General features: G+C 59.8%; 21 protein-coding genes. 18 read left to right on the top strand and 3 right to left on the bottom strand.

Features of this window, described 5'->3' with window-relative positions:
• Position 1 precedes the first annotated feature (1 nt).
• The 10 genes from lpxB (at position 2) to ispD (ending at position 13,275) form a co-directional block, all read left to right on the top strand.
• The gene (gene lpxB, locus AC07YV_RS10025) at positions 2 to 1,132 is read left to right on the top strand and encodes a lipid-A-disaccharide synthase (protein ID WP_007978372.1); all 1,131 of its coding nucleotides are present in this window, start codon (positions 2 to 4) and stop codon (positions 1,130 to 1,132) included.
• A gap of 11 nt (positions 1,133 to 1,143) precedes the next feature.
• Positions 1,144 to 1,770, top strand: coding sequence for a ribonuclease HII (rnhB, locus tag AC07YV_RS10020; RefSeq protein ID WP_146025348.1), 627 nt, complete (start codon positions 1,144 to 1,146; stop codon positions 1,768 to 1,770).
• A gap of 77 nt (positions 1,771 to 1,847) precedes the next feature.
• Entirely contained in the window at positions 1,848 to 5,369 is a 3,522-nt protein-coding gene (dnaE, locus tag AC07YV_RS10015) for a DNA polymerase III subunit alpha (protein ID WP_102699373.1), read from the top strand.
• A gap of 139 nt (positions 5,370 to 5,508) precedes the next feature.
• Positions 5,509 to 6,456, top strand: a complete 948-nt coding sequence (locus AC07YV_RS10010; protein ID WP_102699372.1) for an acetyl-CoA carboxylase carboxyltransferase subunit alpha — start codon at positions 5,509 to 5,511, stop codon at positions 6,454 to 6,456.
• A gap of 133 nt (positions 6,457 to 6,589) precedes the next feature.
• Positions 6,590 to 7,918, top strand: coding sequence for a tRNA lysidine(34) synthetase TilS (gene tilS, locus AC07YV_RS10005; protein ID WP_102699371.1), 1,329 nt, complete (start codon positions 6,590 to 6,592; stop codon positions 7,916 to 7,918).
• A gap of 274 nt (positions 7,919 to 8,192) precedes the next feature.
• A complete protein-coding gene (pyrG, locus tag AC07YV_RS10000) occupies positions 8,193 to 9,824 on the top strand; it encodes a CTP synthase (protein WP_007996939.1) in 1,632 nt (543 codons plus the stop codon).
• Between the two features lie 5 nt (positions 9,825 to 9,829).
• Positions 9,830 to 10,675: a 3-deoxy-8-phosphooctulonate synthase gene (gene kdsA, locus AC07YV_RS09995; RefSeq protein WP_007970708.1), complete on the top strand. Its 846-nt coding sequence runs from the start codon at positions 9,830 to 9,832 to the stop codon at positions 10,673 to 10,675.
• Positions 10,676 to 10,831: 156 nt separating this feature from the next.
• Positions 10,832 to 12,121 (top strand): phosphopyruvate hydratase, encoded by a 1,290-nt coding sequence (eno, locus tag AC07YV_RS09990; protein ID WP_015093774.1) that lies wholly within the window; start codon positions 10,832 to 10,834, stop codon positions 12,119 to 12,121.
• A gap of 171 nt (positions 12,122 to 12,292) precedes the next feature.
• Positions 12,293 to 12,571: a cell division protein FtsB gene (ftsB, locus tag AC07YV_RS09985; RefSeq protein WP_007970710.1), complete on the top strand. Its 279-nt coding sequence runs from the start codon at positions 12,293 to 12,295 to the stop codon at positions 12,569 to 12,571.
• Positions 12,568 to 13,275, top strand: a complete 708-nt coding sequence (gene ispD, locus AC07YV_RS09980) for a 2-C-methyl-D-erythritol 4-phosphate cytidylyltransferase (protein ID WP_102699370.1) — start codon at positions 12,568 to 12,570, stop codon at positions 13,273 to 13,275. The genes ftsB and ispD overlap by 4 nt, the downstream gene beginning before the upstream one ends.
• Before the next feature lie 156 nt (positions 13,276 to 13,431).
• Here the strand turns inward: ispD and AC07YV_RS09975 are convergent, their stop codons facing one another.
• Positions 13,432 to 14,328, bottom strand: a complete 897-nt coding sequence (locus tag AC07YV_RS09975; protein WP_102699369.1) for a LysR family transcriptional regulator — start codon at positions 14,326 to 14,328, stop codon at positions 13,432 to 13,434.
• A gap of 107 nt (positions 14,329 to 14,435) precedes the next feature.
• Here AC07YV_RS09975 and AC07YV_RS09970 point away from each other — a divergent pair, with 107 nt between their 5' ends.
• From AC07YV_RS09970 to rpoS, 8 genes are all read left to right on the top strand, one after another.
• Positions 14,436 to 15,548, top strand: a complete 1,113-nt coding sequence (locus AC07YV_RS09970; protein ID WP_015093777.1) for an S-(hydroxymethyl)glutathione dehydrogenase/class III alcohol dehydrogenase — start codon at positions 14,436 to 14,438, stop codon at positions 15,546 to 15,548.
• Positions 15,549 to 15,556: 8 nt separating this feature from the next.
• Entirely contained in the window at positions 15,557 to 16,402 is an 846-nt protein-coding gene (fghA, locus tag AC07YV_RS09965; RefSeq protein WP_102699368.1) for an S-formylglutathione hydrolase, read from the top strand.
• Between the two features lie 43 nt (positions 16,403 to 16,445).
• Complete coding sequence (ispF, locus tag AC07YV_RS09960) at positions 16,446 to 16,919, top strand: 2-C-methyl-D-erythritol 2,4-cyclodiphosphate synthase (RefSeq protein WP_007970721.1); 474 nt, start codon at positions 16,446 to 16,448, stop codon at positions 16,917 to 16,919.
• A complete protein-coding gene (truD, locus tag AC07YV_RS09955) occupies positions 16,916 to 17,974 on the top strand; it encodes a tRNA pseudouridine(13) synthase TruD (protein ID WP_102699367.1) in 1,059 nt (352 codons plus the stop codon). The genes ispF and truD overlap by 4 nt, the downstream gene beginning before the upstream one ends.
• Positions 17,962 to 18,711, top strand: a complete 750-nt coding sequence (gene surE / locus AC07YV_RS09950; RefSeq protein ID WP_102699366.1) for a 5'/3'-nucleotidase SurE — start codon at positions 17,962 to 17,964, stop codon at positions 18,709 to 18,711. The genes truD and surE overlap by 13 nt, the downstream gene beginning before the upstream one ends.
• 41 nt (positions 18,712 to 18,752) lie before the next feature.
• Positions 18,753 to 19,388, top strand: coding sequence for a protein-L-isoaspartate(D-aspartate) O-methyltransferase (locus tag AC07YV_RS09945; RefSeq protein WP_172435346.1), 636 nt, complete (start codon positions 18,753 to 18,755; stop codon positions 19,386 to 19,388).
• 211 nt (positions 19,389 to 19,599) lie between these two features.
• Positions 19,600 to 20,457 (top strand): peptidoglycan DD-metalloendopeptidase family protein, encoded by an 858-nt coding sequence (locus AC07YV_RS09940; RefSeq protein ID WP_102699365.1) that lies wholly within the window; start codon positions 19,600 to 19,602, stop codon positions 20,455 to 20,457.
• 104 nt (positions 20,458 to 20,561) lie between these two features.
• Positions 20,562 to 21,569: an RNA polymerase sigma factor RpoS gene (rpoS, locus tag AC07YV_RS09935; RefSeq protein WP_007990225.1), complete on the top strand. Its 1,008-nt coding sequence runs from the start codon at positions 20,562 to 20,564 to the stop codon at positions 21,567 to 21,569.
• A 471-nt stretch (positions 21,570 to 22,040) separates the two neighbouring features.
• Here the strand turns inward: rpoS and fdxA are convergent, their stop codons facing one another.
• The gene (gene fdxA, locus AC07YV_RS09930) at positions 22,041 to 22,364 is read right to left on the bottom strand and encodes a ferredoxin FdxA (protein WP_007970729.1); all 324 of its coding nucleotides are present in this window, start codon (positions 22,362 to 22,364) and stop codon (positions 22,041 to 22,043) included.
• 142 nt (positions 22,365 to 22,506) lie between these two features.
• Positions 22,507 to 25,086: a DNA mismatch repair protein MutS gene (gene mutS, locus AC07YV_RS09925; RefSeq protein WP_102699364.1), complete on the bottom strand. Its 2,580-nt coding sequence runs from the start codon at positions 25,084 to 25,086 to the stop codon at positions 22,507 to 22,509.
• Positions 25,087 to 25,117: the final 31 nt, after the last annotated feature.

The raw sequence follows: 25,117 nt of genomic DNA, 5'->3' as shown, positions 1-25,117 counted from the left end.
CATGGCTAATCTGCGTATTGCGCTGGTAGCGGGTGAGGCTTCCGGTGACATTCTGGGGGCGGGCCTCATGCGCGCGCTCAAGGCTCGTCACCCGGCCGTCGAATTCATCGGTGTCGGTGGTCCGTTGATGCAGGCTGAAGGCCTGACCTCGTATTTCCCGATGGAACGTCTGTCCGTCATGGGCCTGGTGGAAGTGCTGGGCCGGTTGCGCGAGTTGCTGGCGCGGCGCAAGAAGCTGGTCGCCGACCTGATCGCCGCGAAGCCCGATGTGTTCATCGGTATCGATGCGCCGGACTTCAACCTCAATATCGAACTCAAACTGCGTCAGGCCGGTATCAAGACCGTGCATTACGTCAGTCCGTCGGTGTGGGCCTGGCGGCAGAAACGCGTGCTGAAGATTCGCGAAGGCTGCGACCTGATGCTCACGCTGTTCCCGTTCGAAGCCAAATTTTATGAAGAGAAAGGCGTGCCGGTGCGGTTCGTCGGCCATACCCTGGCCGATGCCATTCCACTCGAAGCCGATCGCGCGGCTGCGCGGGCTGAACTCGGTTTGCCTGACGGGCCGCTGGTGGCGTTGATGCCAGGCAGCCGTGGCGGTGAAGTTGGCCGGCTAGGTGCGTTGTTTCTCGATACCGCGCAGCGCCTGCGGGCGTTGCGCCCGGGTGTGCGGTTTGTCATGCCTTGCGCCAGTGCGCAACGTCGCGCACAGCTTGAAGAGCTGTTGGCTGGTCGCGATCTGCCACTAACCCTGCTCGATGGGCAGTCGCATCTGGCCCTGGCAGCGTGCGATGCGGTGTTGATTGCCTCCGGTACCGCGACGCTTGAAGCATTGCTGTACAAGCGGCCGATGGTGGTCGCCTATCGCCTGGCGCCGCTGACGTTCTGGATACTCAAGCGCATGGTGAAAAGCCCCTACATTTCGTTGCCGAACTTGTTGGCACAGCGTCTGTTGGTGCCCGAGTTGTTGCAGGACGATGCCACGGTCGAAGCGCTGGCCCAGACCTTGTCACCCTTGATCGAGGGTGGGGAAGAGCAGACCCGTGGTTTTGATGAAATTCACCGGACCCTGCGTCTGGATGCCTCCAACCAGGCTGCGGACGCAGTGCTGAAGCTGATCGGCCAAGTAGAATGAGTAAAACGAACATGCAGATGGGGCTGGACTTTACCTTGGTCGCTGAAGTCGAAGAATTGGTTGCCGGCGTCGATGAAGTCGGTCGTGGCCCGCTCTGTGGCGCGGTAGTGACAGCGGCGGTGATTCTTGATCCGAACCGCCCGATCCTCGGCCTGAACGACTCGAAGAAACTCACCGAAGCCCGTCGCGAAAAGCTCTACGACGAAATCTGCGAAAAAGCCCTGAGCTGGTGCATCGCTCGCGCCGAAGTCGAGGAAATCGACGAACTGAATATCCTCCACGCCACCATGCTGGCCATGCAGCGCGCCGTCGCCGGGCTGCACATCCAGCCGAAGCTGGCGATGATCGACGGCAACCGCTGCCCGAAACTGCCAATGCGCTCCGAGGCTGTGGTGAAGGGCGATAGCAAGGTTCCTGCCATCGCCGCCGCATCGATTCTGGCCAAGGTCAGCCGCGATCGCGAAATGGCTGCGTTCGAATTGATCTATCCGGGTTACGGCATTGGCGGGCATAAAGGCTATCCGACGCCCGTTCATCTGGAAGCGCTCGCCCGTCTCGGCCCGACCCCGATTCACCGGCGCTCCTTTGCTCCGGTGCGTCTGGCTTACGGGGCGCGGGAAAGTCTCATCGAGAGTTAGTCGCAAGGCTGATTTTTTTTACCAAGGCCCGGTACAATCCGGGCCTTGTTGTTTTCATGACTTAACGCAGGATCACTATGCCGGCTTCATTCGTTCACCTACGCCTGCACACTGAATACTCCCTGGTCGACGGTCTGGTGCGGATCAAGCCGCTGGTCAAGACCCTGGTCGGCATGAACATGCCTGCCGTGGCGGTCACCGACCAGAACAACATGTGTTCCCTGGTCAAATTCTATAAAAACGCCATGGGTGCCGGGATCAAGCCGATCTGCGGCGCCGACCTGTGGCTGTCGAACAAGGATCCGGACAACCCGCTGAGCCGGATCAGCCTGCTGGTGATGAACGCCGAAGGCTATCGCAACCTCACCGAGCTGATTTCCCGCGGCTTTATCGAGGGGCAGCGCAATGGCGCAATCATCATCGAGCGCGAATGGGTCGCTGAAGCCAGCGCCGGCTTGATCATGTTGTCGGCGGCCAAAGAAGGCGAGATCGGTCAGGCCATGCTCAGCGGCAACCCCGCCGAGGCTGAAACCCTGGCCCGCGAATGGATGGATGTGTTTCCGGATCGTTTCTACCTGGAGATCCAGCGCACCAATCGCCCCAACGATGAGGAACAGTTGCACGGCGCCGTGGCCCTGGCCGAGAAGCTCGGTGCGCCACTGGTGGCGACCAACGACGTGCGTTTCATCAAGCAGGAAGACTTCGCCGCCCACGAAACCCGCGTCTGCATCGGTGAGGGCCGTGCCCTCGACGATCCGCGGCGCTCGAAGAATTACAGCGATCAGCAGTACCTCAAAAGCGCCGAGGAAATGGCCGAGCTGTTCAGCGACATTCCCGAAGCGCTGGAAAACACCGTCGAGATCGCCAAGCGTTGCAACATCGAAGTGAAGCTGGGTACGCACTTCCTGCCCAACTTCCCGATCCCTGATGGCATGACCATCGACGAGTACTTCCGCAAGGTGTCCTTCGATGGCCTGGAAGAACGGCTTGCCGTCTTGCTGCCCAAGGACACCACCGAAGACTATGAAGCCAAGCGTCAGGTCTATGTCGACCGGCTGAATTTCGAGCTGGATATCATCATCCAGATGGGCTTCCCCGGTTACTTCCTGATCGTGATGGACTTTATCCAGTGGGCCAAGAACAACGGCGTGCCGGTAGGTCCTGGCCGTGGGTCGGGTGCCGGATCGCTGGTGGCCTATGTGCAGAAGATCACCGACCTCGACCCGCTGGAATATGACCTGCTGTTCGAACGTTTCCTCAATCCGGAACGGGTATCGATGCCCGACTTCGACGTCGACTTCTGCATGGACGGTCGCGATCGGGTGATCGACTACGTGGCCGAGAAGTACGGTCGCAACGCGGTAAGCCAGATCATCACCTTCGGTTCCATGGCGGCCAAGGCTGTGGTCCGCGACGTGGCGCGGGTGCAGGGCAAGTCCTATGGCCTGGCGGACCGTCTGTCGAAGATGATCCCGTTCGAAGTCGGCATGACCCTGGAAAAGGCCTACGAGCAGGAAGAGATCCTGCGCGACTTCATCAAGGTCGATGAAGAAGCCTCGGAAATCTGGGAGATGGCCCGCAAGCTTGAAGGCGTTGTGCGTAACGTCGGCAAGCACGCTGGTGGTGTGGTTATCGCGCCAACCAAGCTGACCGACTTCTCGCCGATCTACTGCGACGAGGCGGGTGATGGCCTGGTAACCCAGTTCGACAAGGACGACGTTGAAGCGGCTGGTCTGGTGAAGTTCGACTTCCTCGGTTTGCGGACCCTGACGATCATCGACTGGGCGCTGAAAACCATCAACCGCGACCGCGCCAAGGTCAACGAGCCGCCGCTGGATATCGCGTTCATCCCGCTGGACGACAAGCCGACCTACACCTTGCTGCAAAAAGCCGAAACCACGGCGGTGTTCCAGCTTGAATCCCGGGGCATGAAGGAGCTGATCAAAAAGCTCAAGCCCGACTGCCTGGAAGACTTGATCGCACTGGTGGCCTTGTTCCGTCCGGGCCCGCTGCAATCGGGCATGGTGGACGACTTCATCAACCGCAAGCACGGTCGCGCCGAGCTGGCGTATCCGCACTCGGACTATCAGTACGAAGGCCTCAAGCCCGTACTGGCACCGACCTACGGCATCATCCTGTATCAGGAACAGGTGATGCAGATTGCCCAGGTCATGGCCGGCTACACCCTCGGTGGTGCGGACATGCTGCGTCGCGCCATGGGTAAGAAAAAGCCCGAGGAAATGGCCAAGCAGCGCGGCGGTTTCATTGAAGGTTGCGCCACTAACAATATCGACGCAGACCTGGCCGGTAACATTTTCGACCTGGTGGAAAAATTCGCCGGTTACGGCTTCAACAAGTCGCACTCCGCCGCCTATGGCCTGGTGTCCTACCAGACTGCGTGGCTGAAGGCGCACTACCCGGCGCCGTTCATGGCCGCGGTACTCTCGGCGGACATGCACAACACCGACAAGGTCGTGACCTTGATCGAAGAAGTGCGGACCATGAAGCTGCGTCTCGACGCACCGGACGTGAACACCTCCGAGTTCAAGTTCACGGTGAACGACGAAGGCCGGATCATCTACGGCCTGGGGGCCATCAAGGGCGTGGGTGAGGGGCCGGTCGAGGCCATCACCGAAGCGCGTCTGGCGGGGCCGTTCAAGGATCTGTTCGATTTCTGCGCCCGGGTCGACCTCAAGCGCATCAACAAGCGCACCCTCGACGGTTTGATCCGCAGCGGTGCCCTGGATCGCCTCGGGCCGTACTTCCACGATGAGCAGAAAGCCTACCAGGCCAACATCGACCGCAATCGCGCGGTGCTGCTGACGGCCATGGAAGAAGCGATCAAGGCGGCCGAACAGACCGCGCGCACCCAGGACAGCGGTCACTCGGACCTGTTTGGCGGTCTGTTTGTCGAAGAGGACGCCGACGTCTACGCCAACCACCGCAAGGCCAAGGAGCTGACCCTCAAGGAGCGCCTCAAAGGGGAGAAAGATACCCTCGGCCTGTACCTGACCGGTCACCCGATTGACGAATACGAGGGTGAAATCCGTCGCTTTGCCCGACAGCGCATCATCGATCTGAAGCCGGCGCGTGATACCCAGACTGTCGCCGGGATGATCATCGCCTTGCGGGTGATGAAGAACAAAAAGGGCGACAAGATGGGGTTCATCACCCTCGACGACCGCTCCGGACGGATCGAGGCCTCGCTGTTTTCCGAGGCGTTCCATTCGGCGCAGTCACTGTTGCAGACCGACGCGATGGTGGTAGTCGAAGGCGAGGTCAGCAACGACGACTTCTCCGGCGGCCTGAAGTTGCGGGTCAAGCGGGTGATGAGCATGGAGGATGCGCGCACCAACCTGGCCGAAAGCCTGCGCCTGAAGTTGCATGCCAAGGATCTCAAGGGCGATCAGCTACGCTGGTTGGGCGAACTGTTGAAGCGTCACCGCGGTGCGTGCCCGATCACCATGGACTACACCAGCCCTGATGCGAAGGCCTTGTTGCAGTTCGGCGAGGGCTGGCGGATCGATCCGGCGGATGCGTTGATTCAAGCCCTGCGTGACCAGTTCGGGCGAGACAACGTCTTCCTCCAATACCGTTGACGGTCAGTGCTATCAGATTGCCCTGACCCAGACCTGAATTTTTAATCTCGACCTCAACGCGCCTGTCCCTTAAGGTAGGGCGCGAATAGACAACCGGCCGGCCCAAGATCCCTTGGGACTCGACCCAAGACGGACGCCTATGAACCCGAATTTTCTAGATTTCGAACAGCCGATCGCCGACCTGCAAGCCAAGATCGAAGAGTTGCGCTTGGTCGGTAATGACAATTCGCTGAATATCGGCGATGAGATCTCCCGCCTGCAGGACAAGAGCAAAACGCTGACCGAAGACATTTTCGGCAAGCTGACCAGCTGGCAGATCGCACGCCTGGCGCGTCACCCGAAACGTCCGTATACCCTGGACTACATCGATCACATCTTCACCGAGTTCGACGAACTGCACGGTGACCGTCACTTCTCCGACGACGCGGCCATCGTTGGCGGCATCGCCCGTCTGGAAGACAAGCCGGTCATGGTCATCGGCCACCAGAAGGGCCGTGAAGTGCGCGAGAAGGTTCGCCGCAACTTCGGTATGCCGCGTCCGGAAGGCTACCGCAAGGCTTGCCGCCTGATGGAAATGGCCGAACGCTTCAAGATGCCGATCCTGACCTTCATCGATACCCCGGGCGCCTACCCTGGCATCGACGCTGAAGAGCGCAACCAGAGCGAAGCGATTGCCTGGAACCTGCGGGTGATGGCGCGCCTGAAAACCCCAATCATCGCCACCGTGATCGGTGAGGGTGGTTCCGGTGGTGCACTGGCAATCGGTGTCTGCGACCAGTTGAACATGCTGCAATACTCGACCTACGCGGTGATTTCGCCGGAAGGTTGCGCTTCGATTCTGTGGAAAACCGCCGAGAAGGCACCGGATGCCGCAGAAGCGATGGGCATCACCGCCGAGCGCCTCAAGGGTCTGGGTATCGTGGACAAGGTGATTGGCGAGCCATTGGGCGGCGCGCACCGTGACCCGGCTGCTGCCGCTGCGTCGATCCGCGCCGAGTTGAGTTCGCAGCTGGCGATGCTGAAGAAGTTCGACAACGACGCGCTGCTCAAGCGCCGTTACGATCGTCTGATGAGCTACGGTCTCTAAGCCGAACACGCAGTGCCCATGTGGGAGCGAGCTTGCTCGCGATGAGGGTGTAACAGTCGACGAATGTGTTGAATGTTAGGCCGCTATCGCGAGCAAGCTCGCTCCCACATTTGATTTGTGCATAGAGGCAGATATGAGTCAGTCCGCGATTGATTTGCCTTCCAGGCTTTTGCTGAATCTTAAACCGTGGCGCAATGCTGCGACCTGGCGCATCGCCTTCTCCGGCGGCCTGGACTCCACTGTCCTGCTGCATCTGCTGGCACATCTTGCAAAAACCGAATTCCTGCCGGCGCTGAGCGCCATCCATGTTCATCACGGCCTTCAAGCCGTGGCCGATGCGTGGCCGGAACATTGTCGTTCTGTGTGTGCTTCGCTGGGCGTCCCGTTGCAGATCGTTCGTGTACAGGTGCAGCCCGGTGCCAGCCTGGAGCGGGCGGCCCGGGACGCGCGTTATCATGCGTTCACCGAAGTGACTCGGCCCGATGAGGTACTGCTGACCGCCCAGCACCGCGACGATCAGGCGGAAACCTTGCTGTTCCGTTTGTTGCGTGGGGCCGGCGTGCGCGGGCTGTCGGGTATGCCGCGTCAACGCCCGTTGGGCGAGGGCCATCTGCTGCGGCCATTGCTCGACGTCACGCGGGCTGAACTGGAGACCTATGCCGACGAGCATGGCTTGAACTGGATCGAAGATCCTTCAAACGAAGACCGGCAGTACTCGCGCAACTACCTGCGGCATCAAGTCTTCCCCGCCTTGACCCGGCGCTGGCCACAAGCGGTGGCAACCATGGCCCGCAGTGCGGCGCATCTGACTGAAGCGCAGGGGTTGCTCGAAGAGCTGGCAGACATGGATTTGCGTGAGGCCAGCTCTGTCAGTGAATTTGCCTGGCTGGGCTTGCGATCCCTTGAACTGGCGTCGCTTGCGCAACTCTCCGCTGCCCGGCAGCGCAATGCCCTGAGTCATTGGCTCGAGCCGCTGACCCGTCTGCCGGACACTGACCATTGGTCGGGTTGGGAGGATTTGCGCGACGCCAGCGGCGATGCCTGCCCGGTGTGGCGGCTGGCCGATGGTGAACTGCATCGGGCGGGCGGGCGGATCTGGTGGTTGTCGGGCCGCTGGTTGCGCCCTCTGCCTGTCGCCGGAACGTGGCAGGACCCGCGTTCACCGCTGGTAATCCCGGACAACGGCACGCTGTCGCTCACCGGGCAAATCCCCGATGGCCCGTTACAGATCCGCTATCGTGAAGGGGGAGAGGTCATGGCTTTGCCAGGCCGTGGCCATCGGGATCTGAAACGTTTGCTCAATGAAAACGCTGTACCGTCCTTCGTGCGCGGCAGATTGCCGCTGCTCTACAAAGAGGGGCAATTGCTGGCGGTAGCGAACCTCAACGGGCTCGATGGTGGTGCGATCGGTAACTGGCATTTGCATTGGCAGCCACTGAACGAAGATCAAGGTTTGAGCTGAAAGGGGCTTTCCGGTAGACTACGCTCCCTTCTTGATACAACTTCTGTGGATTCGCCTGAATTGCAGGAGTTGCCGATTACCAAGCAGTCTTTGCTGGGCGATTCCAAAAAATGTGTAGCGAGCAACGAACCGGTGATTCATTTCCCGGTCTGTCCCAACGCGGCGGTTTTTTTGAAAGGTGCACTGTGATTAATGCAGGTGATCGGGGGCTTCGGCCTTCCTTCGCTTTCCCCGGCGGCTCGGACCGCTTTAACGCAGACTTCTAGGGTTTTTCATGACGCGCTACATATTCGTCACGGGCGGTGTTGTTTCTTCATTGGGGAAAGGCATTGCATCGGCATCATTGGCGGCCATCCTGGAGGCGCGGGGACTTAAGGTCACCATGCTGAAGCTGGACCCGTACATCAACGTCGACCCGGGCACCATGAGCCCGTTCCAGCACGGTGAAGTGTTCGTCACCCACGACGGCGCCGAGACCGACCTGGACCTGGGCCACTACGAGCGGTTCATCCGCACGACCATGACCCAGAACAACAACTTCACCACCGGCCGTGTCTACGAACACGTGCTGCGCAAAGAGCGCCGTGGTGACTACCTGGGTGCAACCATCCAGGTGATCCCGCACATCACCGACGAAATCAAGCGCCGCATCATCAAGGGTGCCGGCGACGCTGACGTGGCCATGGTCGAGATCGGTGGCACCGTGGGTGACATCGAGTCGCAACCGTTCCTCGAGGCGATCCGCCAACTGCGTTTCGAAGTCGGCGCCAAGCGCGCGATGCTGATGCACCTGACACTGGTGCCGTACATCGCCACTGCCGGTGAAACCAAGACCAAGCCAACCCAGCACTCGGTCAAGGAACTGCGTTCCATCGGCCTGCAACCAGACGTGCTGGTCTGCCGCTCCGATCACCCGATCGATGTGTCGTCGCGTCGCAAGATCGCGCAGTTCACCAACGTTGAAGAGCGTGCGGTGATCGCGCTGGAAGACGCCGATACCATCTACAAGATCCCGGGCATCCTGCACTCCCAGGGCCTCGACGATTTCGTCGTCGAGCGCTTCGGCCTGCAATGCGGCGGTGCCGATCTGTCCGAGTGGGAAGCCGTGGTCGACGCCAAGCTCAACCCTGAGCACGAAGTCACCATCGCCATGGTCGGCAAGTACATGGAGCTGCTGGACGCCTACAAGTCGCTGATCGAAGCGATGAGTCACGCCGGCATCAGCAACCGTACCAAGGTCAACCTGCGCTACATCGATTCCGAAGACATCGAGAACCAGGGCACCGCGCTGCTCGAAGGCGTCGACGCGATCCTGGTGCCGGGCGGCTTCGGTCTGCGTGGCGTTGAAGGCAAGATCACTGCCGTTCAATACGCTCGCGAAAACAAGGTTCCGTACCTGGGTATCTGCCTGGGCATGCAAGTGGCCGTTATCGAGTTCGCCCGTAACGTGATGGGCTGGAAAGACGCCAACTCCACCGAGTTCGATCGTGCAAGCGGTCACCCGGTAGTGGGCTTGATCACCGAGTGGGAAGATGCCACCGGCGCGGTCGAAATCCGTACCGAAGCTTCCGATCTGGGCGGCACCATGCGCCTGGGCGCGCAGGATTGCCTGCTGGAGCCGGGTTCCCTGGTTCATGGTTGCTACGGCAAGGACGTGATCGTCGAGCGTCACCGTCATCGCTACGAAGTGAACAACAACCTGCTGCCGCAAATCATGGAAGCCGGTTTGAAAATCTCCGGTCGTTCCGGGGATGGCGCACTGGTTGAAGTGGTTGAAGCGCCGGATCATCCATGGTTCGTCGCTTGCCAGTTCCACCCTGAGTTCACCTCGACGCCACGCGACGGTCATCCGCTGTTCAGCGGTTTCGTCAAGGCAGCGTTGGCTCAACACCAGAAGAAGGCGTAACCCCGATGGCACAGAAGATCATCCGCGTCGGCGACATCGAGATTGCCAACGACAAACCCATGGTGCTGTTCGGCGGCATGAACGTGCTGGAAAGCCGTGACATGGCCATGCAGGTTTGCGAAGAGTATGTGAAGGTCACCGAAAAGCTCGGTATCCCTTACGTGTTCAAGGCCAGTTTCGACAAGGCCAACCGGTCTTCTGTGACCTCCTATCGTGGTCCTGGCCTGGAAGAAGGCATGCGCATCTTCCAGGACATCAAGCAAGCCTTTGGCGTGCCGGTCATCACCGACGTCCACGAGCCTGACCAGGCCGCGGTCGTCGCTGAAGTCTGCGACATCATCCAGTTGCCGGCCTTCCTGTCGCGCCAGACCGACCTCGTGGTCGCGATGGCCAAAACAGGTGCCGTGATCAACATCAAGAAAGCCCAGTTCCTCGCCCCTCAGGAAATGAAGCACATCCTGAACAAGTGCGTGGAAGCGGGTAATGATCAGTTGATTCTCTGCGAGCGTGGTTCGAGCTTCGGCTACAACAACCTGGTCGTCGACATGCTCGGCTTCGGCATCATGAAGCAGTTCGAATACCCGGTGTTCTTCGACGTGACCCACGCGCTGCAAATGCCTGGCGGTCGCTCCGATTCCGCCGGCGGTCGTCGCGCCCAGGTCACCGACCTGGCGAAGGCCGGCATGAGCCAATCGCTGGCCGGCCTGTTCCTGGAGGCTCACCCGGATCCGGACAACGCCAAATGTGACGGTCCTTGCGCCTTGCGCCTGGACAAACTGGAGCCATTCCTGGCCCAGCTCAAAGCCCTGGACGAACTGGTGAAGAGTTTTCCGACGGTAGAAACCGCGTAATCCTCAATTCTCCGGTAAAGTACCGCACGATTTAACGCTCTGGCCCTCGGGCCTGAGCCTTGTCGTCTGCAAGACTGCCCGCTGCACCTCACTTGCCGACGATCAAAGATTTCCTACAGCTGCGTCGTTTTCGTCAACTTTGGAGTGTTTACAACAATGGCTAAAATCGTCGACATCAAAGGTCGTGAAGTTCTCGACTCCCGTGGCAATCCCACCGTGGAAGCGGATGTGCTTCTCGATAACGGCATCATCGGCAGCGCCTGCGCGCCGTCCGGTGCTTCCACTGGCTCGCGTGAAGCGCTCGAGCTGCGTGATGGCGACAAGAGCCGTTACCTGGGCAAGGGTGTTCTGAAGGCCGTAGCCAACATCAACGGTCCGATCAAGGACCTGTTGAAAGGCATGGACCCAAGCGACCAGAAAGCGCTCGATCTGGCAATGATCAAGCTCGACGGTACTGAAAACAAAGGTTCCCTGGGCGCCAACGCGATCCTCGCCGTTTCCCTGGCTGCCGCCAAGGCCGCCGCACAGGACCAGGACCTGCCGCTGTACGCTCACATCGCCAACCTGAACGGCACCCCGGGTGTCTACTCGATGCCGGTTCCGATGATGAACATCATCAACGGCGGCGAGCACGCCGATAACAACGTCGACATCCAGGAATTCATGGTTCAGCCGGTTGGCGCCAAGTCTTTCTCGGAAGGTCTGCGTATGGGCACCGAGATTTTCCACCACCTCAAAGCCGTACTGAAGGCCCGTGGCCTGAGCACTGCCGTCGGTGACGAAGGTGGTTTCGCGCCGAACCTGGCTTCCAACGAAGACGCTTTGAAAGTGATCTCCGAAGCCGTGGCCAACGCCGGTTACAAGCTGGGCACCGACGTGACCCTGGCCCTGGACTGCGCGGCCAGCGAATTCTACGAAGACGGCAAGTACAACCTGTCCGGCGAAGGCCAGGTGTTCACCGCCGAAGGTTTCGCTGACTACCTCAAAGGCCTGACCGAGCGTTACCCGATCATCTCCATCGAAGATGGCCTGGACGAGTCCGACTGGGCTGGCTGGAAGATCCTCACCGACAAGATCGGCGAGAAGACCCAGTTGGTAGGCGACGACCTGTTCGTCACCAACACCAAGATCCTGAAAGAAGGCATCGACAAGAAGATCGCCAACTCGATCCTGATCAAGTTCAACCAGATCGGCACCCTGACCGAAACCCTGGAAGCCATCCAGATGGCCAAGGCTGCCGGCTACACCGCAGTGATTTCGCACCGCTCCGGCGAAACCGAAGATTCGACCATTGCCGACCTGGCCGTGGGCACCTCGGCTGGCCAGATCAAGACCGGCTCCCTGTGCCGTTCCGACCGCGTTTCCAAGTACAACCAACTGCTGCGTATCGAAGAGCAGTTGAACGGCAAAGCCAAGTACAACGGTCGCGGTGAATTCCGCGGCTGAGTCAGTACATGGTAAAAAAGACACCGGATTGTGTCGGAAAAATCGCTACAGCGACGTTTTTGCCACTAATCTGATGGCTTATAAGCACAAGCCTGGTTCTTCCAGGCTTCGTGCTATCAGAAGCTTCACGTTTGGCATGGCTGTCTTTTTTCACTGGATACCTGATATTCGATGCGCAGTCCCAATTGGTTGTTCCTCATTCTGCTTTTGTTGCTGGCTGGCCTGCAGTACCGCCTGTGGGTGGGAAACGGCAGTCTGGCGCAAGTGGCCGAGTTGACGCAGCAGATCGCGGATCAGCAAGCTGAGAACCAGGCATTGCTGGAGCGCAATCGGGTAATGGACGCCGAAGTCAGTGAGTTGAAAAAGGGCATGGAGACCGTTGAAGAACGGGCTCGCCATGAGTTGGGCATGGTCAAGGACGGTGAAACCCTTTACCAGTTGGCGCAATGAGCCAGACGTTACCGGCCTTCTGGGCCGTGATTCCTGCCGCGGGCGTCGGTGCCCGTATGGCCGCGGACCGTCCCAAGCAATACTTGCAACTGGGCGGGCGCACTATTCTCGAACACAGCCTTGGCTGTTTCCTTGATCACCCTTGCCTGAAAGGCCTGGTGGTCAGTCTTGCTGTCGACGATCCTTATTGGCCGAACCTGGCGTGTGCCAGTGACCCGCGTATTGTCCGGGTCGAGGGCGGTTCCGAACGTTCCGGATCGGTGCTCAATGCCTTGCTGCACCTGCATGCGCAGGGCGCTGATAATGAGGATTGGGTACTGGTTCACGATGCCGCGCGGCCGAACCTCAGTCGTGACGACCTGGACAAGCTGCTGGCTGAACTGGCAGACGACCCTGTCGGCGGACTGCTGGCGGTTCCGGCACGGGATACGCTCAAACGGGTCGACAAGCACGGTCGCGTCGTCGAAACCGTGGATCGCAGTGTGATCTGGCAGGCCTACACGCCGCAGATGTTTCGCCTTGGGGCATTGCATCGGGCGTTAGCGGACAGCCTGGTGGCGGATGCCGTTATTACCGACGAAGCTTCGGCCATGGAATGGGCCGGTTCGGCACCACGCCTGATCGAAGGGCGGTCTGACAATCTCAAGGTCACGCGTCCTGAAGATCTTGAGTGGTTGAGACAGCGGTGGGCCAATCGTCACTGATTGACATTGGTTTTGTGCTGCCCCCAATCGCGAGCAAGCTCGCTCCCACAGTGGACGGGGTCGAACACAAATCTTGTAAACGCCAGCAAACCCTGTGGGAGCGAGCTTGCTCGCGATAGCAGTAGTCTGGGCACCGGCATCTTGTTGACACGCCAGTTAGCTTCGGTATTCCGGCCTTTCAGCCAACCCCTCCTTCAAAAAATCCACCAACTTGCGCACCTTCGGCGACAAATGCCGCTGCTGTGGATAAAGAGCCCAAACCGCAGTGTTCGGTGGTTGATGCGCTTCCAGCAACGAAATCAATGCGCCGCTCTTCAAGTGCTCCAGCACGTAATAGTCCGGCAACTGACACAACCCCACGCCCTGTAGCGCAGCGTCCAGTACGGCTTGCCCACTGTTGCAGCGCCAATTTCCCTGGACTCGCTGGGAAAATTCCCGCCCGTTCTGCTCCAGTTGCCAGAGATCCGAACTGCCGACAAGGCAGTTGTGGCGACTGAGTTCCGACAGGCTGTGCGGCCTGCCGTAGCGCTCAAGGTAGGAGGGTGATGCGCAGAGAAACATGCGCCGTGGCGCGAGGCGAGTGGCAACCAGCCGTGAATCCTGCAAGCGCCCGAGGCGGATCGCCAGATCGAGACCATCATGTACCAGGTCGAGTTGCCGGTTGGTCAATTCGATATCGATGCGCAATTGCGGATACAGCCCCATGAAACGGGTCACCAGCGGCACGATGAAGCGTTCACCGTAAGCCACGGCGCACGTCATGCGCAGCATGCCTTTGGGCTCGCTGGTCAAGTCGCCCACCGCGCGCAGCGCCTCTTCGCGGCCGTCCTGCAAGCGTTGGCAATGCTGCAGGAAAGTTTGCCCGGCCTCGGTCAGCGCGACCCGGCGTGTACTGCGGTAGAGCAAACGGGTTTGCAGGCGCTCTTCGAGGCGTACGATTTGTCGACTGATATGGGAGGAAGAAACCCCCAGGCGCTCCGCCGCAGCGGTGAACTGGTTGCACTCGGCAACAGCGACAAACTCGTCGATCCCTTCCCAGCGGTTTTCGGACATCGATGATTATCCCTGTGTGGCAATAATATTTTGCATTTACGTCGATTATTCATCGCTGAGCCATGGATTACACTCCCTGTCTCGTTTTTATTCACTGGAGAGCCATCATGATCAAGTCGCGCGCCGCCGTTGCCTTCGAGGCCAAGAAACCCCTCGAAATCGTTGAAGTCGATGTCGCCATGCCCAAGGCCGGCGAAGTCTTGCTGCGCGTGGTGGCCTCCGGTGTCTGCCATACCGATGCCTACACCTTGTCCGGCGCTGATCCGGAAGGCATCTTCCCGTCGATCCTCGGTCACGAAGGCGGGGCGATCGTTGAAGCCATCGGCGAGGGTGTGACCTCCGTGGCGGTAGGCGACCATGTGATCCCGCTGTACACCCCGGAATGTCGCCAGTGCAAATTCTGCCTGTCGGGCAAGACCAACCTCTGCCAGGCGATTCGCGCGACCCAGGGCAAAGGCTTGATGCCGGACGGCACTTCGCGTTTTTCCTACAAGGGCGAAACGATTTTCCACTACATGGGCACTTCGACCTTCTCCGAGTACACCGTGCTTCCGGAAATTTCCGTTGCGAAAATCGCCAAGGAAGCGCCACTGGAAAAAGTCTGCCTGCTGGGCTGTGGTGTCACTACCGGTATCGGCGCCGTGCTCAACACCGCCAAGGTAAAACCGGGTGATACCGTGGCCATTTTCGGCCTCGGCGGCATCGGTCTGTCGGCTGTGATTGGCGCGGTCAAAGCCAAGGCTGCGCGTATCATCGCCATCGACATCAACCCGGCGAAGTTCGAAATCGCCAAGCAGCTGGGTGCAACCGATTGCGTGAACCCGAAGGACTTCGATCGTCCGATCCAGGAAGTCATCGTCGACATGACCGATGGCGGCGTCGACTTTTCCTTCGAGTGCATCGGCAACGTGCAACTGATGCGCGCGGCCCTGGAGTGCTGCCACAAGGGTTGGGGCGAGTCGGTCATCATCGGTGTTGCCGGTGCCGGTCAGGAAATCTCCACCCGTCCGTTCCAGCTGGTCACCGGCCGCGTCTGGCGCGGTTCTGCGTTCGGCGGTGTGCGTGGCCGTACCGAGTTGCCAAGCTATGTGGAAATGGCCGAGACCGGTGAGATTCCGCTGGATACCTTCATCACCCACACCATGGGCCTGGAAGATATCAACAAGGCGTTCGACCTGATGCATGAAGGAAAAAGCATCCGCTCCGTCATCCATTTCTGAGGTCTGTCATGAGCCTGGAAAACATCTCCTGCCAGAAAAGCTTCGGTGGCTGGCACAAACGCTATCGCCATCGCTCGCAAGTGCTCGGCTGCGACATGGTGTTCGCCGTCTATTTGCCGCCGCAGGCGGAGCAGGGCGGCAAGCTGCCGGTGTTGTACTGGTTGTCCGGCCTGACCTGCACCGACGAGAACTTCATGCAGAAGGCCGGCGCCATGCGCATGGCCGCCGAATTGGGGCTGATCATCGTCGCACCGGACACCAGCCCTCGCGGTCCTGATGTGCCCGGCGATCCGGATGGGGCCTGGGACTTTGGCCTCGGCGCCGGGTTTTATCTGAATGCCACGCAGGAACCCTGGTCGCGACACTATCGGATGCATGACTACGTTGTGCAGGAATTGCCGACATTGGTTGAAGCCCATTTCCCGGCGTCGGACAAACGCGGCATCAGCGGACATTCCATGGGCGGCCATGGCGCGCTGGTCTGTGCTTTGCGCAACCCGGGGCGTTATCGTTCGGTATCGGCGTTCTCGCCCATCAACAATCCGATGGATTGTCCGTGGGGGCAGAAAGCTTTCTCCCGCTATCTGGGAGAGGATCGGTCGAAATGGCGTGAATGGGATGCCTGCGCGTTGATTGCCGAGGCCGATGAAAAGCTGCCGCTGCTGGTCGATCAGGGTGATCGTGACGATTTTCTCGCCACCCAGCTCAAGCCTGAAGCCTTGCAACAGGCGACGAAACTGGCCGGTCATCCGCTGACGTTGCGCCTGCAGCCCGGCTATGACCACAGCTATTTCTTCATCGCCAGTTTCATCGATGAGCACTTGCGGCATCACGCGCATGCTCTGGCTGGCTAATGCAGGTAGAATCACGCCCTGACAAAAATCGGGGCGTTTTTTTATGCGTATTGGCCACGGCTATGATGTGCACCGTTTCGCTGAAGGCGATTTCATCACTCTGGGCGGCGTGCGCATTGCACACAGCTTCGGGCTGCTCGCCCACTCTGACGGTGACGTCCTGTTGCACGCCTTGAGCGATGCCTTGCTCGGCGCCGCAGCGCTGGGCGACATCGGCAAGCATTTCCCGGATACCGACCCGCAATTCAAGGGCGCCGACAGCCGTGCGCTGTTGCGTCACGTCGTCGCGCTGGTCCATGCCAAGGGCTGGAAAGTCGGCAACGTCGACAACACCATCGTCGCCCAGGCGCCGAAAATGGCCCCGCATATCGAATCGATGCGCGCGCTGATTGCCGCGGATCTTCAAGTAGAGTTGGATCAAGTGAACGTGAAAGCTACCACCACCGAAAAGCTCGGCTTTGTCGGTCGCGAAGAAGGCATTGCCGTGCACTCTGTTGCCTTGTTGCTGCGCGCATGAACGAAATGCAATTGCTCGGCCCGCGGGCTTACGGTGAGGCCCTCGGCACGGCGGTCCTGAAGGCGATCGCGGAAGATTTCCAGGTCGATGAAGTCCTCGACATTCCCCTCAGTGGCGAAGGCGAACACCTGTGGATATGGGTGGAAAAGCGCGGCCTGAATACTGAAGAAGCGGCGCGACGGATTGCCAAGGCTGCGGGTGTGCCCTTGCGTACCGTCAGTTATGCCGGGCTCAAGGACCGTCAGGCGTTGACTCGCCAGTGGTTCAGCGTGCAATTGCCGGGCAAGGCCGACCCTGATCTGGCAGCCGCGGAAAACGATACGCTGAAGATCCTCAAGACCGCCCGCCACAAGCGCAAACTGCAACGTGGCGCGCACTCTGCCAACGGCTTCACCTTGCGCCTGACGCAGTTCGCCGGTGACAAGCCTGCGCTTGAAGAGCGCCTGCAACTGATCGCCAAACAAGGCATCCCCAATTATTTCGGCGCCCAGCGTTTCGGCCATGACGGCGGCAACGTCGTCGATGCTCGCGCCTGGGCCGCGCGCAAGGCCTTGCCGGAGCAGCGCAACGTGCGCTCGCGGCTGCTCTCCACGGCGCGCAGTTTTCTGTTCAACCAGGTATTGGCCGCACGTGTCGCCGACGGCACCTGGCAGCGTGCCCAGGTGGGCGATCTGCTGGCGTTCACCGACAGCCGCAGCTTTTTCCCGGCAGGCGAAGCCGAGTGCAGCGACCCGCGCCTGGCGATTCTCGATCTGCACCCGACCGGTCCGCAGTGGGGCGAAGGTGACTCGCCGGCCACGGGGGTTGTCCATGAACTGGAGCAGGCCATCGCCACACGCGAAGCGGATTTGCGTGATTGGCTGATCAACGCCGGTATGAGCCACGAACGTCGCATCCTGCGGCTGCCCATTGGCGGGTTGACGTGGCATTATCCCGAACCTGACATTCTGCAACTGGAATTCGTCCTGCCGGCCGGATGCTTCGCCACCGTATTGGTGCGAGAGCTTGTTGATCTGGTGCCGGTGGGGCAGACGGACAGCCCATGCGTATTCTGATTTCTAACGACGATGGGGTAACAGCACCCGGTCTCGCCGCGCTTTATGCTGCGCTGGCGGATTACACCGAGTGCGTGGTTATCGCCCCGGACCAGGACAAGAGCGGCGCCAGCAGTTCGCTGACGCTCGACCGTCCGTTGCACCCGCAAACCCTGGCCAACGGCTTTATCAGCCTCAACGGCACGCCAACCGATTGTGTGCACCTGGGCCTCAACGGCCTGCTGGAGCGCGAAGCGGACATGGTGGTTTCCGGTATCAACCTGGGCGCGAACCTGGGGGACGATGTCCTGTATTCCGGCACGGTGGCGGCGGCCCTTGAGGGGCGTTTCCTGAAACACCCTTCGTTTGCCTTTTCGCTGGTCTCACGCCAGGTGGAGAACCTTCCCACAGCTGCCCATTTCGCGCGCAAACTGGTTGAAGCCCATGCTGACCTGGATCTGCCACCGCGAACGGTACTGAATGTGAACATTCCCAATTTGCCGCTGGACCGTATCCGCGGTATCCAGTTGACTCGCCTGGGGCATCGCGCCCGAGCCGCAGCACCGATGAAGGTGGTAGATCCGCGGGGCAAGTCCGGTTACTGGATCGCCGCGGCCGGGGATGCTGAGGACGGTGGACCGGGTACCGATTTCCATGCAGTGATGCAGGGTTATGTGTCGATCACGCCGCTGCAACTGGATCGCACCTTCAATGATGCCTTCAGAAGTCTGGACGGCTGGCTGGAGGGGCTGCGCTGATGGGTCGCGAACAAGACGATATGCTGCGTCGCGGCATCGGCATGACCTCCCAGCGAACCCGGGAGCGGCTGATTCAGCGCCTGTACGAAGAAGGCATTTCCAACGCCAGGGTGCTGGAGGTCATTCGCCGAACCCCGCGCCACCTCTTCGTCGACGAAGCGCTGGCGCACCGTGCCTATGAAGACACCGCGCTGCCGATTGGCAACAACCAGACCATTTCCCAGCCTTATATGGTGGCGCGCATGAGCGAGCTGCTGCTGGAGGCCGGTCCCCTCGACAAAGTGCTGGAAATCGGCACCGGGTCGGGTTATCAGACGGCTGTGCTGTCGCAACTGGTCGAGCGTGTGTTCTCGGTCGAGCGCATCAAGGTTCTGCAGGATCGGGCAAAGGAGCGTCTGGTCGAACTGAACCTGCGCAACGTGGTGTTCCGCTGGGGCGATGGTTGGGAAGGCTGGCCGGCACTGGCGCCGTACAACGGGATTATCGTCACCGCCGTGGCGACCGACGTGCCCCAGGCATTGCTTGACCAGTTGGCACCGGGAGGTCGAATGGTGATCCCGGTCGGGGCCGGCGAAGTCCAGCAATTGATGCTGATCATCCGCGAGGAACAAGGTTTTTCCAGGCATGTTCTGGGGGCTGTGCGCTTCGTGCCGTTGCTCAATGGGCCATTGGCCTGAGCATTTGTTTCGGCGCGCTGAATTCTCTTCGATTGCCTTTGTCTTACAGCGGCAGCGATTGCTTCAACGGGATTCATCTTCAGGCAGCAAACGTGTGCGCGACAGCGATTCGCCACATTAAAGGTAAAGCGTGCACGGCCCGTTATACTTGCGACAGTTCATGCCGGACTCCGGTATTTCAAATTTTCAGCCACCACAGAGGGAGCGGCGGGTGAGTCTCACAGTCATTGCGCAGCGTATGAGTAAAACGAGCTTTCAGCGCCTGGTGACTGGCCTTGTCTTGAGCACATTGCTGGTCGGTTGTTCCAGCAACAAATCCAGTGATGTTCGTGTCGTGGATCGCAACAATGCCGCGGCTCAGCGTCCGGCCGTGACCACCGGGCAATACGTGGTGCGTCCCAAGGACACCCTGTTTTCCATTGCCTTCCGTTACGGCTGGGACTACAAGGCCCTTGCGGCCCGAAACAATATTCCCGCGCCCTACACCATCCATCCGGGTCAGACGATTCGCTTTGATGGTCGTAACGATTCAACGTCGACGGCGGTGGTCAGTTCGTCCAGTTCAACACCTTCGTCGTCGAGTAAAACCACGGTCATCCGTCGTTCGGCAAACGGTACGACCACCAGCACAACGACGGTTGTACCGTCCGTCGCGAGCAAGCCTGCCCCCGCTCCGTTGCCTCCTCCGGGACCAGCCCCGACCGGCTGGGGATGGCCATCTAATGGCATTCTGATTGGAAAATTCTCTTCAAACGGTAGTTTGAATAAAGGAATTGATATCGCCGGAGATTTGGGACAGCCTGTTTTAGCTGCGTCTGATGGGACGGTGGTATACGCCGGGAGTGGCTTAAGGGGCTACGGCGAATTAGTGATCATCAAGCACAGTGAAACCTACGTCAGTGCCTACGGACATAACCGCAGGCTGTTGGTTCGGGAGGGGCAGCAGGTCAAGGTCGGACAGACAATTGCCGAAATGGGGTCAACGGGTACAGACCGGGTGAAACTGCATTTTGAGATTCGCCGCCAGGGTAAACCTGTAGATCCGCTGCAATTCCTGCCACGTCGTTGATCGCTTACCAGCCTGTTCCTCACGTAGAGGGGACAGGCTCCAGCGTTGCCAGGGAGAAAGGCGCCGCTTGAGCTTGAGGTCGAACTCACCAAAGGACTATAACAATGGCTCTCAGTAAAGAAGTGCCGGAGTTTGACATCGACGATGAGGTTCTCCTGATGGAGAGCAGCATCGATACGGATTCGATGTCGAATGATGAAGGGGCGGCTCCACCTTCCGTTCGTGCCAAATCCAAACACTCCGCATCGTTGAAACAACACAAGTACATTGACTACACGCGGGCACTCGATGCCACGCAGTTGTATCTCAATGAAATTGGTTTCTCTCCCCTGCTATCACCCGAAGAAGAAGTTCATTTTGCGCGCCTGTCGCAAAGTGGCGATCCGGCCGGGCGCAAGCGCATGATTGAAAGCAACCTGCGACTGGTGGTGAAAATCGCCCGACGCTATGTCAATCGTGGGCTGTCGCTACTGGACCTGATCGAAGAGGGCAACCTCGGCTTGATCCGGGCGGTGGAGAAGTTCGATCCGGAACGCGGCTTCCGCTTCTCGACCTACGCGACCTGGTGGATTCGCCAGACCATCGAACGCGCAATCATGAATCAGACCCGGACCATCCGGCTACCGATCCATGTGGTCAAAGAGCTGAATGTGTACCTGCGGGCTGCGCGGGAACTGACGCAAAAACTCGACCATGAACCCTCACCCGAAGAAATCGCCAACCTGCTGGAAAAACCGGTGGGAGAGGTCAAGCGTATGCTCGGCCTTAACGAGCGGGTTTCTTCCGTCGACGTCTCGCTGGGACCGGATTCGGATAAAACCCTGCTCGACACCCTGACTGACGACCGCCCGACCGATCCATGCGAACTGTTGCAGGACGACGACCTGTCCCAGAGCATCGATCAATGGCTCTCTGAGCTGACCGACAAGCAGCGCGAAGTGGTTGTACGTCGCTTCGGCCTGCGCGGTCATGAAAGCAGCACCCTTGAAGACGTCGGCCTGGAAATCGGCCTGACCCGTGAGCGGGTCCGGCAGATTCAGGTGGAAGGCTTGAAGCGACTGCGCGAGATCCTGGAAAAAAATGGTCTGTCGAGTGAGTCGCTGTTCCAATAAGGCACTCACTGCGATGGCATGAAAAACCCCGACTGGCTCGGGGTTTTTTATTGCCAGGCCAGAAGACCGGATCCCCTCGGGATTTCGGTTTCGTGCTGTAAGCCCAGGCTTACACTTGCGTAAGTGTTCGTTATTTTTACACCCTGGCAATCGTCCATGTTGAACGCCTTTCGTTTTTATCTTTTTGATTTATACGGCTATTTTTTATTATTAATGACGTGTGACAGTTGGATTACGCGCCAAGGGGCGATTGATCAGGGAGTGAAAAGCTCTAGTATTCAGGTTGTGTCGACGGACAGACACGTCCTTCAAGGATGAGGGGTAGGGAAATCGCAGGACGCGATTCATCAGGATGATGAAAGGGAACACAGGGAATAGGGAAAAAATGTGGGCGGGTCAAACCGCCCCTTTTTTTGCCCGCGGAAAAGCAAAAAGGCCCTTGTGGGGCCTTTTTCGCGAACGCGGGGGTAATCAGCGTTCGAGGTCTGCGATCTTGCCTGGCTTGCCATCCCATTCTGCGGAATCGGGCATTGGATCCTTGCGTTCGGTGATGTTTGGCCAGATGTCGGCCAACTCAGCGTTCAGCTCGATGAAGTTCTCCATGCCGGCCGGAACCTCATCTTCGGAGAAGATAGCCACGGCAGGGCATTCAGGTTCGCACAGCGCGCAATCGATGCACTCATCCGGGTGAATCACCAGGAAATTCGGGCCTTCGTAAAAGCAGTCCACCGGACAGACTTCTACGCAGTCGGTGTACTTGCACTTGATGCAGTTGTCGGTGACGACGAAGGTCATTTCTAATTTTCTCCTCAGGCGCGGCTTGCTGCGCCCCTTCTCGTAGGGGTCGCCAGGTTCGGGAGCGATAGTCTGCTGGCCAGGCTATTAGCCAGCAGCATCCCAAACCGCGCGAGATTCTAACAGCTTGCAAGCCGCTGCGTTAGATCCGTGTCTTTAGTGTATAGAGCAATTCGAGCGCACGGCGTGGTGTCATGTCGTCCAGATCGAGCTTGGCCAGGTCATCCAGCACCGGGTGCGGCAGACTGGCGAACATGTCGCTTTGCTGTGGAGCAGCCAGTTTACCTTTGGCAGGGGCTGGCGACTCGTGGGGCAGGGCGGTGTCTTCCAGGCGGCTCAAATGCTCGCGGGCGCGGGTAATGACTTCGGTCGGTACGCCTGCCAGCTGTGCCACGGCCAGACCATAACTCTGGCTGGCCGGGCCGGGCAGCACGTGGTGCAGGAACACGATGCGTTCATTGTGCTCGGTGGCATTGAGGTGCACGTTGGCCACCAGCGGCTGGGCCTCCGGCAGGACGGTCAGTTCGAAGTAGTGGGTGGCGAACAGCGTGTAGGCACGCAGATGCGCCAGGCGTTCGGCCGCCGCCCAGGCCAGCGACAGGCCGTCGAAGGTGCTGGTGCCGCGCCCGACTTCGTCCATCAACACCAGGCTGCGCTCGGTGGCGTTGTGCAGAATGTTCGCGGTTTCGCTCATTTCCACCATGAAGGTCGAGCGCCCGCCGGCCAGGTCATCGCTGGAACCGATCCGGGTGAAGATGCGGTCGACCAGTGACAATTCGCAACTGGCCGCCGGCACGAAGCTGCCGATATGCGCCAGCAGCACAATCAGAGCGGTCTGACGCATGTAGGTGGATTTACCACCCATGTTCGGGCCGGTGATCACCAGCATGCGCGTGTTGTCGTCCAGGCTCAGGTCGTTGGCCACGAACGGCGTGGTCAGCACTTGCTCGACCACCGGATGGCGGCCCTGGCTGATGCGCATGCACGGCTCGCTGACGAAGCGCGGGCAGTTCAGGTCGAGGTTCAGTGCACGCTCGGCCAGGTTGCTCAAGACGTCCAGTTCGGCCAAGGCACCGGCGGTGTCCTGCAAGGGTGGCAGCTGGGCGATCAGGTCTTCGAGCAGTGCTTCGTACAGCATCTTCTCGCGGGCCAGGGCGCGGCTCTTGGCTGACAATGCCTTGTCTTCGAACGCCTTGAGTTCCGGCGTAATGAAACGCTCGGCACCTTTGAGCGTCTGGCGGCGAATATAGTCGGCCGGTGCCGACTCCGCCTGCTTGCTTGGCAACTCGATGAAGTAACCGTGAATGCGGTTGTAGCCGACTTTCAGGTGCGACAGGCCGGTGCGGGCCTTTTCCCGTGCTTCGAGGTCGATCAGGAATTGTCCGGCGTTTTCGCTGAGCGACTGCAGTTCGTCGAGTTCGCTGTCGTAGCCGGTTTTCAGCACGCCGCCATCCCGAATGACCGCCGGCGGGTTGTCGATGATGGCCTTCTCCAGCAGTGCCGCCAGTTCCGGGTAGGTACTGGTGATGCTGGCGAGTTGCTGCAGGTGCGGGGCTTCGAGCTCTGTCATCGCCACTTGCAGTTCGGGCAGTGCGCCGAGGGCGTCACGCAAGCGGGCGAGGTCGCGCGGGCGGGCATTGCGCAGGCCGATCCGCGCAAGAATCCGCTCGATGTCGCCGATTTCCTTGAGCTGCGGTTGCAGTCTTTCGAAGCGGTAACCGTCGAGCAGGCAAGTGATCGAGGTCTGACGCGCCAACAGCACCGTCAGATCGCGTAACGGGCGATTCAGCCAGCGGGTCAGCAGGCGGCTGCCCATGGCGGTCTGGCAACGGTCCACCACCGATTGCAGGGTGTTGTCGCGGCCCCCGGCCAGGTTGGTGTCGAGCTCCAGGTTGCGACGGCTGGCGCCATCGAGCACCACGGTGTCGTCCAGGCGTTCATGACGCAAGCTGCGCAAATGGGGCAGGGCGGTGCGCTGGGTTTCCTTGGCGTAGGCCAGCAGGCAACCGGCGGCGCCGATGGCCAGGGTCAGGTTTTCGCAGCCAAAGCCTTTGAGGTCCTGGGTCGAGAATTGCTGGCACAGGCTTTTGAGCGCCGAATCGCGCTCGAAATCCCACGGCGCACGACGACGCACACCACGGCGTTTTTCCGCCGGCAAATCCTTGGGCCAGTCGTCCGGGATCAGCAGTTCCACCGGGTTGACCCGCTCCAGCTCCGCCAGCAGGTTTTCCCAGCCCTTGATTTCCAGCACGCTGAAGTTGCCACTGGTGATGTCGAGCACCGCGAGACCGAACAGGCGCTCATCACCCAGGACGGCAGCGATCAGGTTGTCCCGACGCTCGTCGAGCAACGCCTCGTCACTCACCGTCCCCGGCGTGATGATGCGCACCACCTGCCGCTCCACGGGCCCTTTGCTGGTGGCCGGGTCACCGACCTGCTCGCAGATCACCACCGATTCGCCAAGCTTCACCAGTTTCGCCAGGTAACCCTCGGCGGCGTGGTAAGGAATCCCGCACATCGGAATCGCCTGCCCCGCCGACTGCCCGCGGGCGGTCAGGGTGATGTCCAGCAACTTGGCGGCCTTCTTCGCGTCTTCATAGAAGATCTCGTAGAAGTCGCCCATGCGGTAGAACATCAGCTGGTCCGGGTGCTGGTTTTTCAGGCGCCAGTACTGCTGCATCATCGGGGTGTGGGAGGACAGGTCGGAGACGGCTTTATTCATCGGATTGTCAGGAAGCTCGTTGAAAGAGGTG

Source organism: Pseudomonas sp. GW456-E7, assembly GCF_059424105.1.
Note: the sequence above shows the minus strand (reverse complement) of the source record. Positions and strands in the feature narration are given on the sequence as shown.

What these genes read in the sequence shown, in the direction of transcription:
- lpxB (WP_007978372.1), top strand. Translation starts at nt 2, where the DNA reads ATGGCTAATCTGCGTATTGCGCTGGTAGCGGGTGAGGCTTCCGGTGAC.
- rnhB (WP_146025348.1), top strand. Translation starts at nt 1,144, where the DNA reads ATGCAGATGGGGCTGGACTTTACCTTGGTCGCTGAAGTCGAAGAATTG.
- dnaE (WP_102699373.1), top strand. Translation starts at nt 1,848, where the DNA reads ATGCCGGCTTCATTCGTTCACCTACGCCTGCACACTGAATACTCCCTG.
- AC07YV_RS10010 (WP_102699372.1), top strand. Translation starts at nt 5,509, where the DNA reads ATGAACCCGAATTTTCTAGATTTCGAACAGCCGATCGCCGACCTGCAA.
- tilS (WP_102699371.1), top strand. Translation starts at nt 6,590, where the DNA reads ATGAGTCAGTCCGCGATTGATTTGCCTTCCAGGCTTTTGCTGAATCTT.
- pyrG (WP_007996939.1), top strand. Translation starts at nt 8,193, where the DNA reads ATGACGCGCTACATATTCGTCACGGGCGGTGTTGTTTCTTCATTGGGG.
- kdsA (WP_007970708.1), top strand. Translation starts at nt 9,830, where the DNA reads ATGGCACAGAAGATCATCCGCGTCGGCGACATCGAGATTGCCAACGAC.
- eno (WP_015093774.1), top strand. Translation starts at nt 10,832, where the DNA reads ATGGCTAAAATCGTCGACATCAAAGGTCGTGAAGTTCTCGACTCCCGT.
- ftsB (WP_007970710.1), top strand. Translation starts at nt 12,293, where the DNA reads ATGCGCAGTCCCAATTGGTTGTTCCTCATTCTGCTTTTGTTGCTGGCT.
- ispD (WP_102699370.1), top strand. Translation starts at nt 12,568, where the DNA reads ATGAGCCAGACGTTACCGGCCTTCTGGGCCGTGATTCCTGCCGCGGGC.
- AC07YV_RS09975 (WP_102699369.1), bottom strand. Translation starts at nt 14,328, where the DNA reads ATGTCCGAAAACCGCTGGGAAGGGATCGACGAGTTTGTCGCTGTTGCC.
- AC07YV_RS09970 (WP_015093777.1), top strand. Translation starts at nt 14,436, where the DNA reads ATGATCAAGTCGCGCGCCGCCGTTGCCTTCGAGGCCAAGAAACCCCTC.
- fghA (WP_102699368.1), top strand. Translation starts at nt 15,557, where the DNA reads ATGAGCCTGGAAAACATCTCCTGCCAGAAAAGCTTCGGTGGCTGGCAC.
- ispF (WP_007970721.1), top strand. Translation starts at nt 16,446, where the DNA reads ATGCGTATTGGCCACGGCTATGATGTGCACCGTTTCGCTGAAGGCGAT.
- truD (WP_102699367.1), top strand. Translation starts at nt 16,916, where the DNA reads ATGAACGAAATGCAATTGCTCGGCCCGCGGGCTTACGGTGAGGCCCTC.
- surE (WP_102699366.1), top strand. Translation starts at nt 17,962, where the DNA reads ATGCGTATTCTGATTTCTAACGACGATGGGGTAACAGCACCCGGTCTC.
- AC07YV_RS09945 (WP_172435346.1), top strand. Translation starts at nt 18,753, where the DNA reads ATGACCTCCCAGCGAACCCGGGAGCGGCTGATTCAGCGCCTGTACGAA.
- rpoS (WP_007990225.1), top strand. Translation starts at nt 20,562, where the DNA reads ATGGCTCTCAGTAAAGAAGTGCCGGAGTTTGACATCGACGATGAGGTT.
- fdxA (WP_007970729.1), bottom strand. Translation starts at nt 22,364, where the DNA reads ATGACCTTCGTCGTCACCGACAACTGCATCAAGTGCAAGTACACCGAC.
- mutS (WP_102699364.1), bottom strand. Translation starts at nt 25,086, where the DNA reads ATGAATAAAGCCGTCTCCGACCTGTCCTCCCACACCCCGATGATGCAG.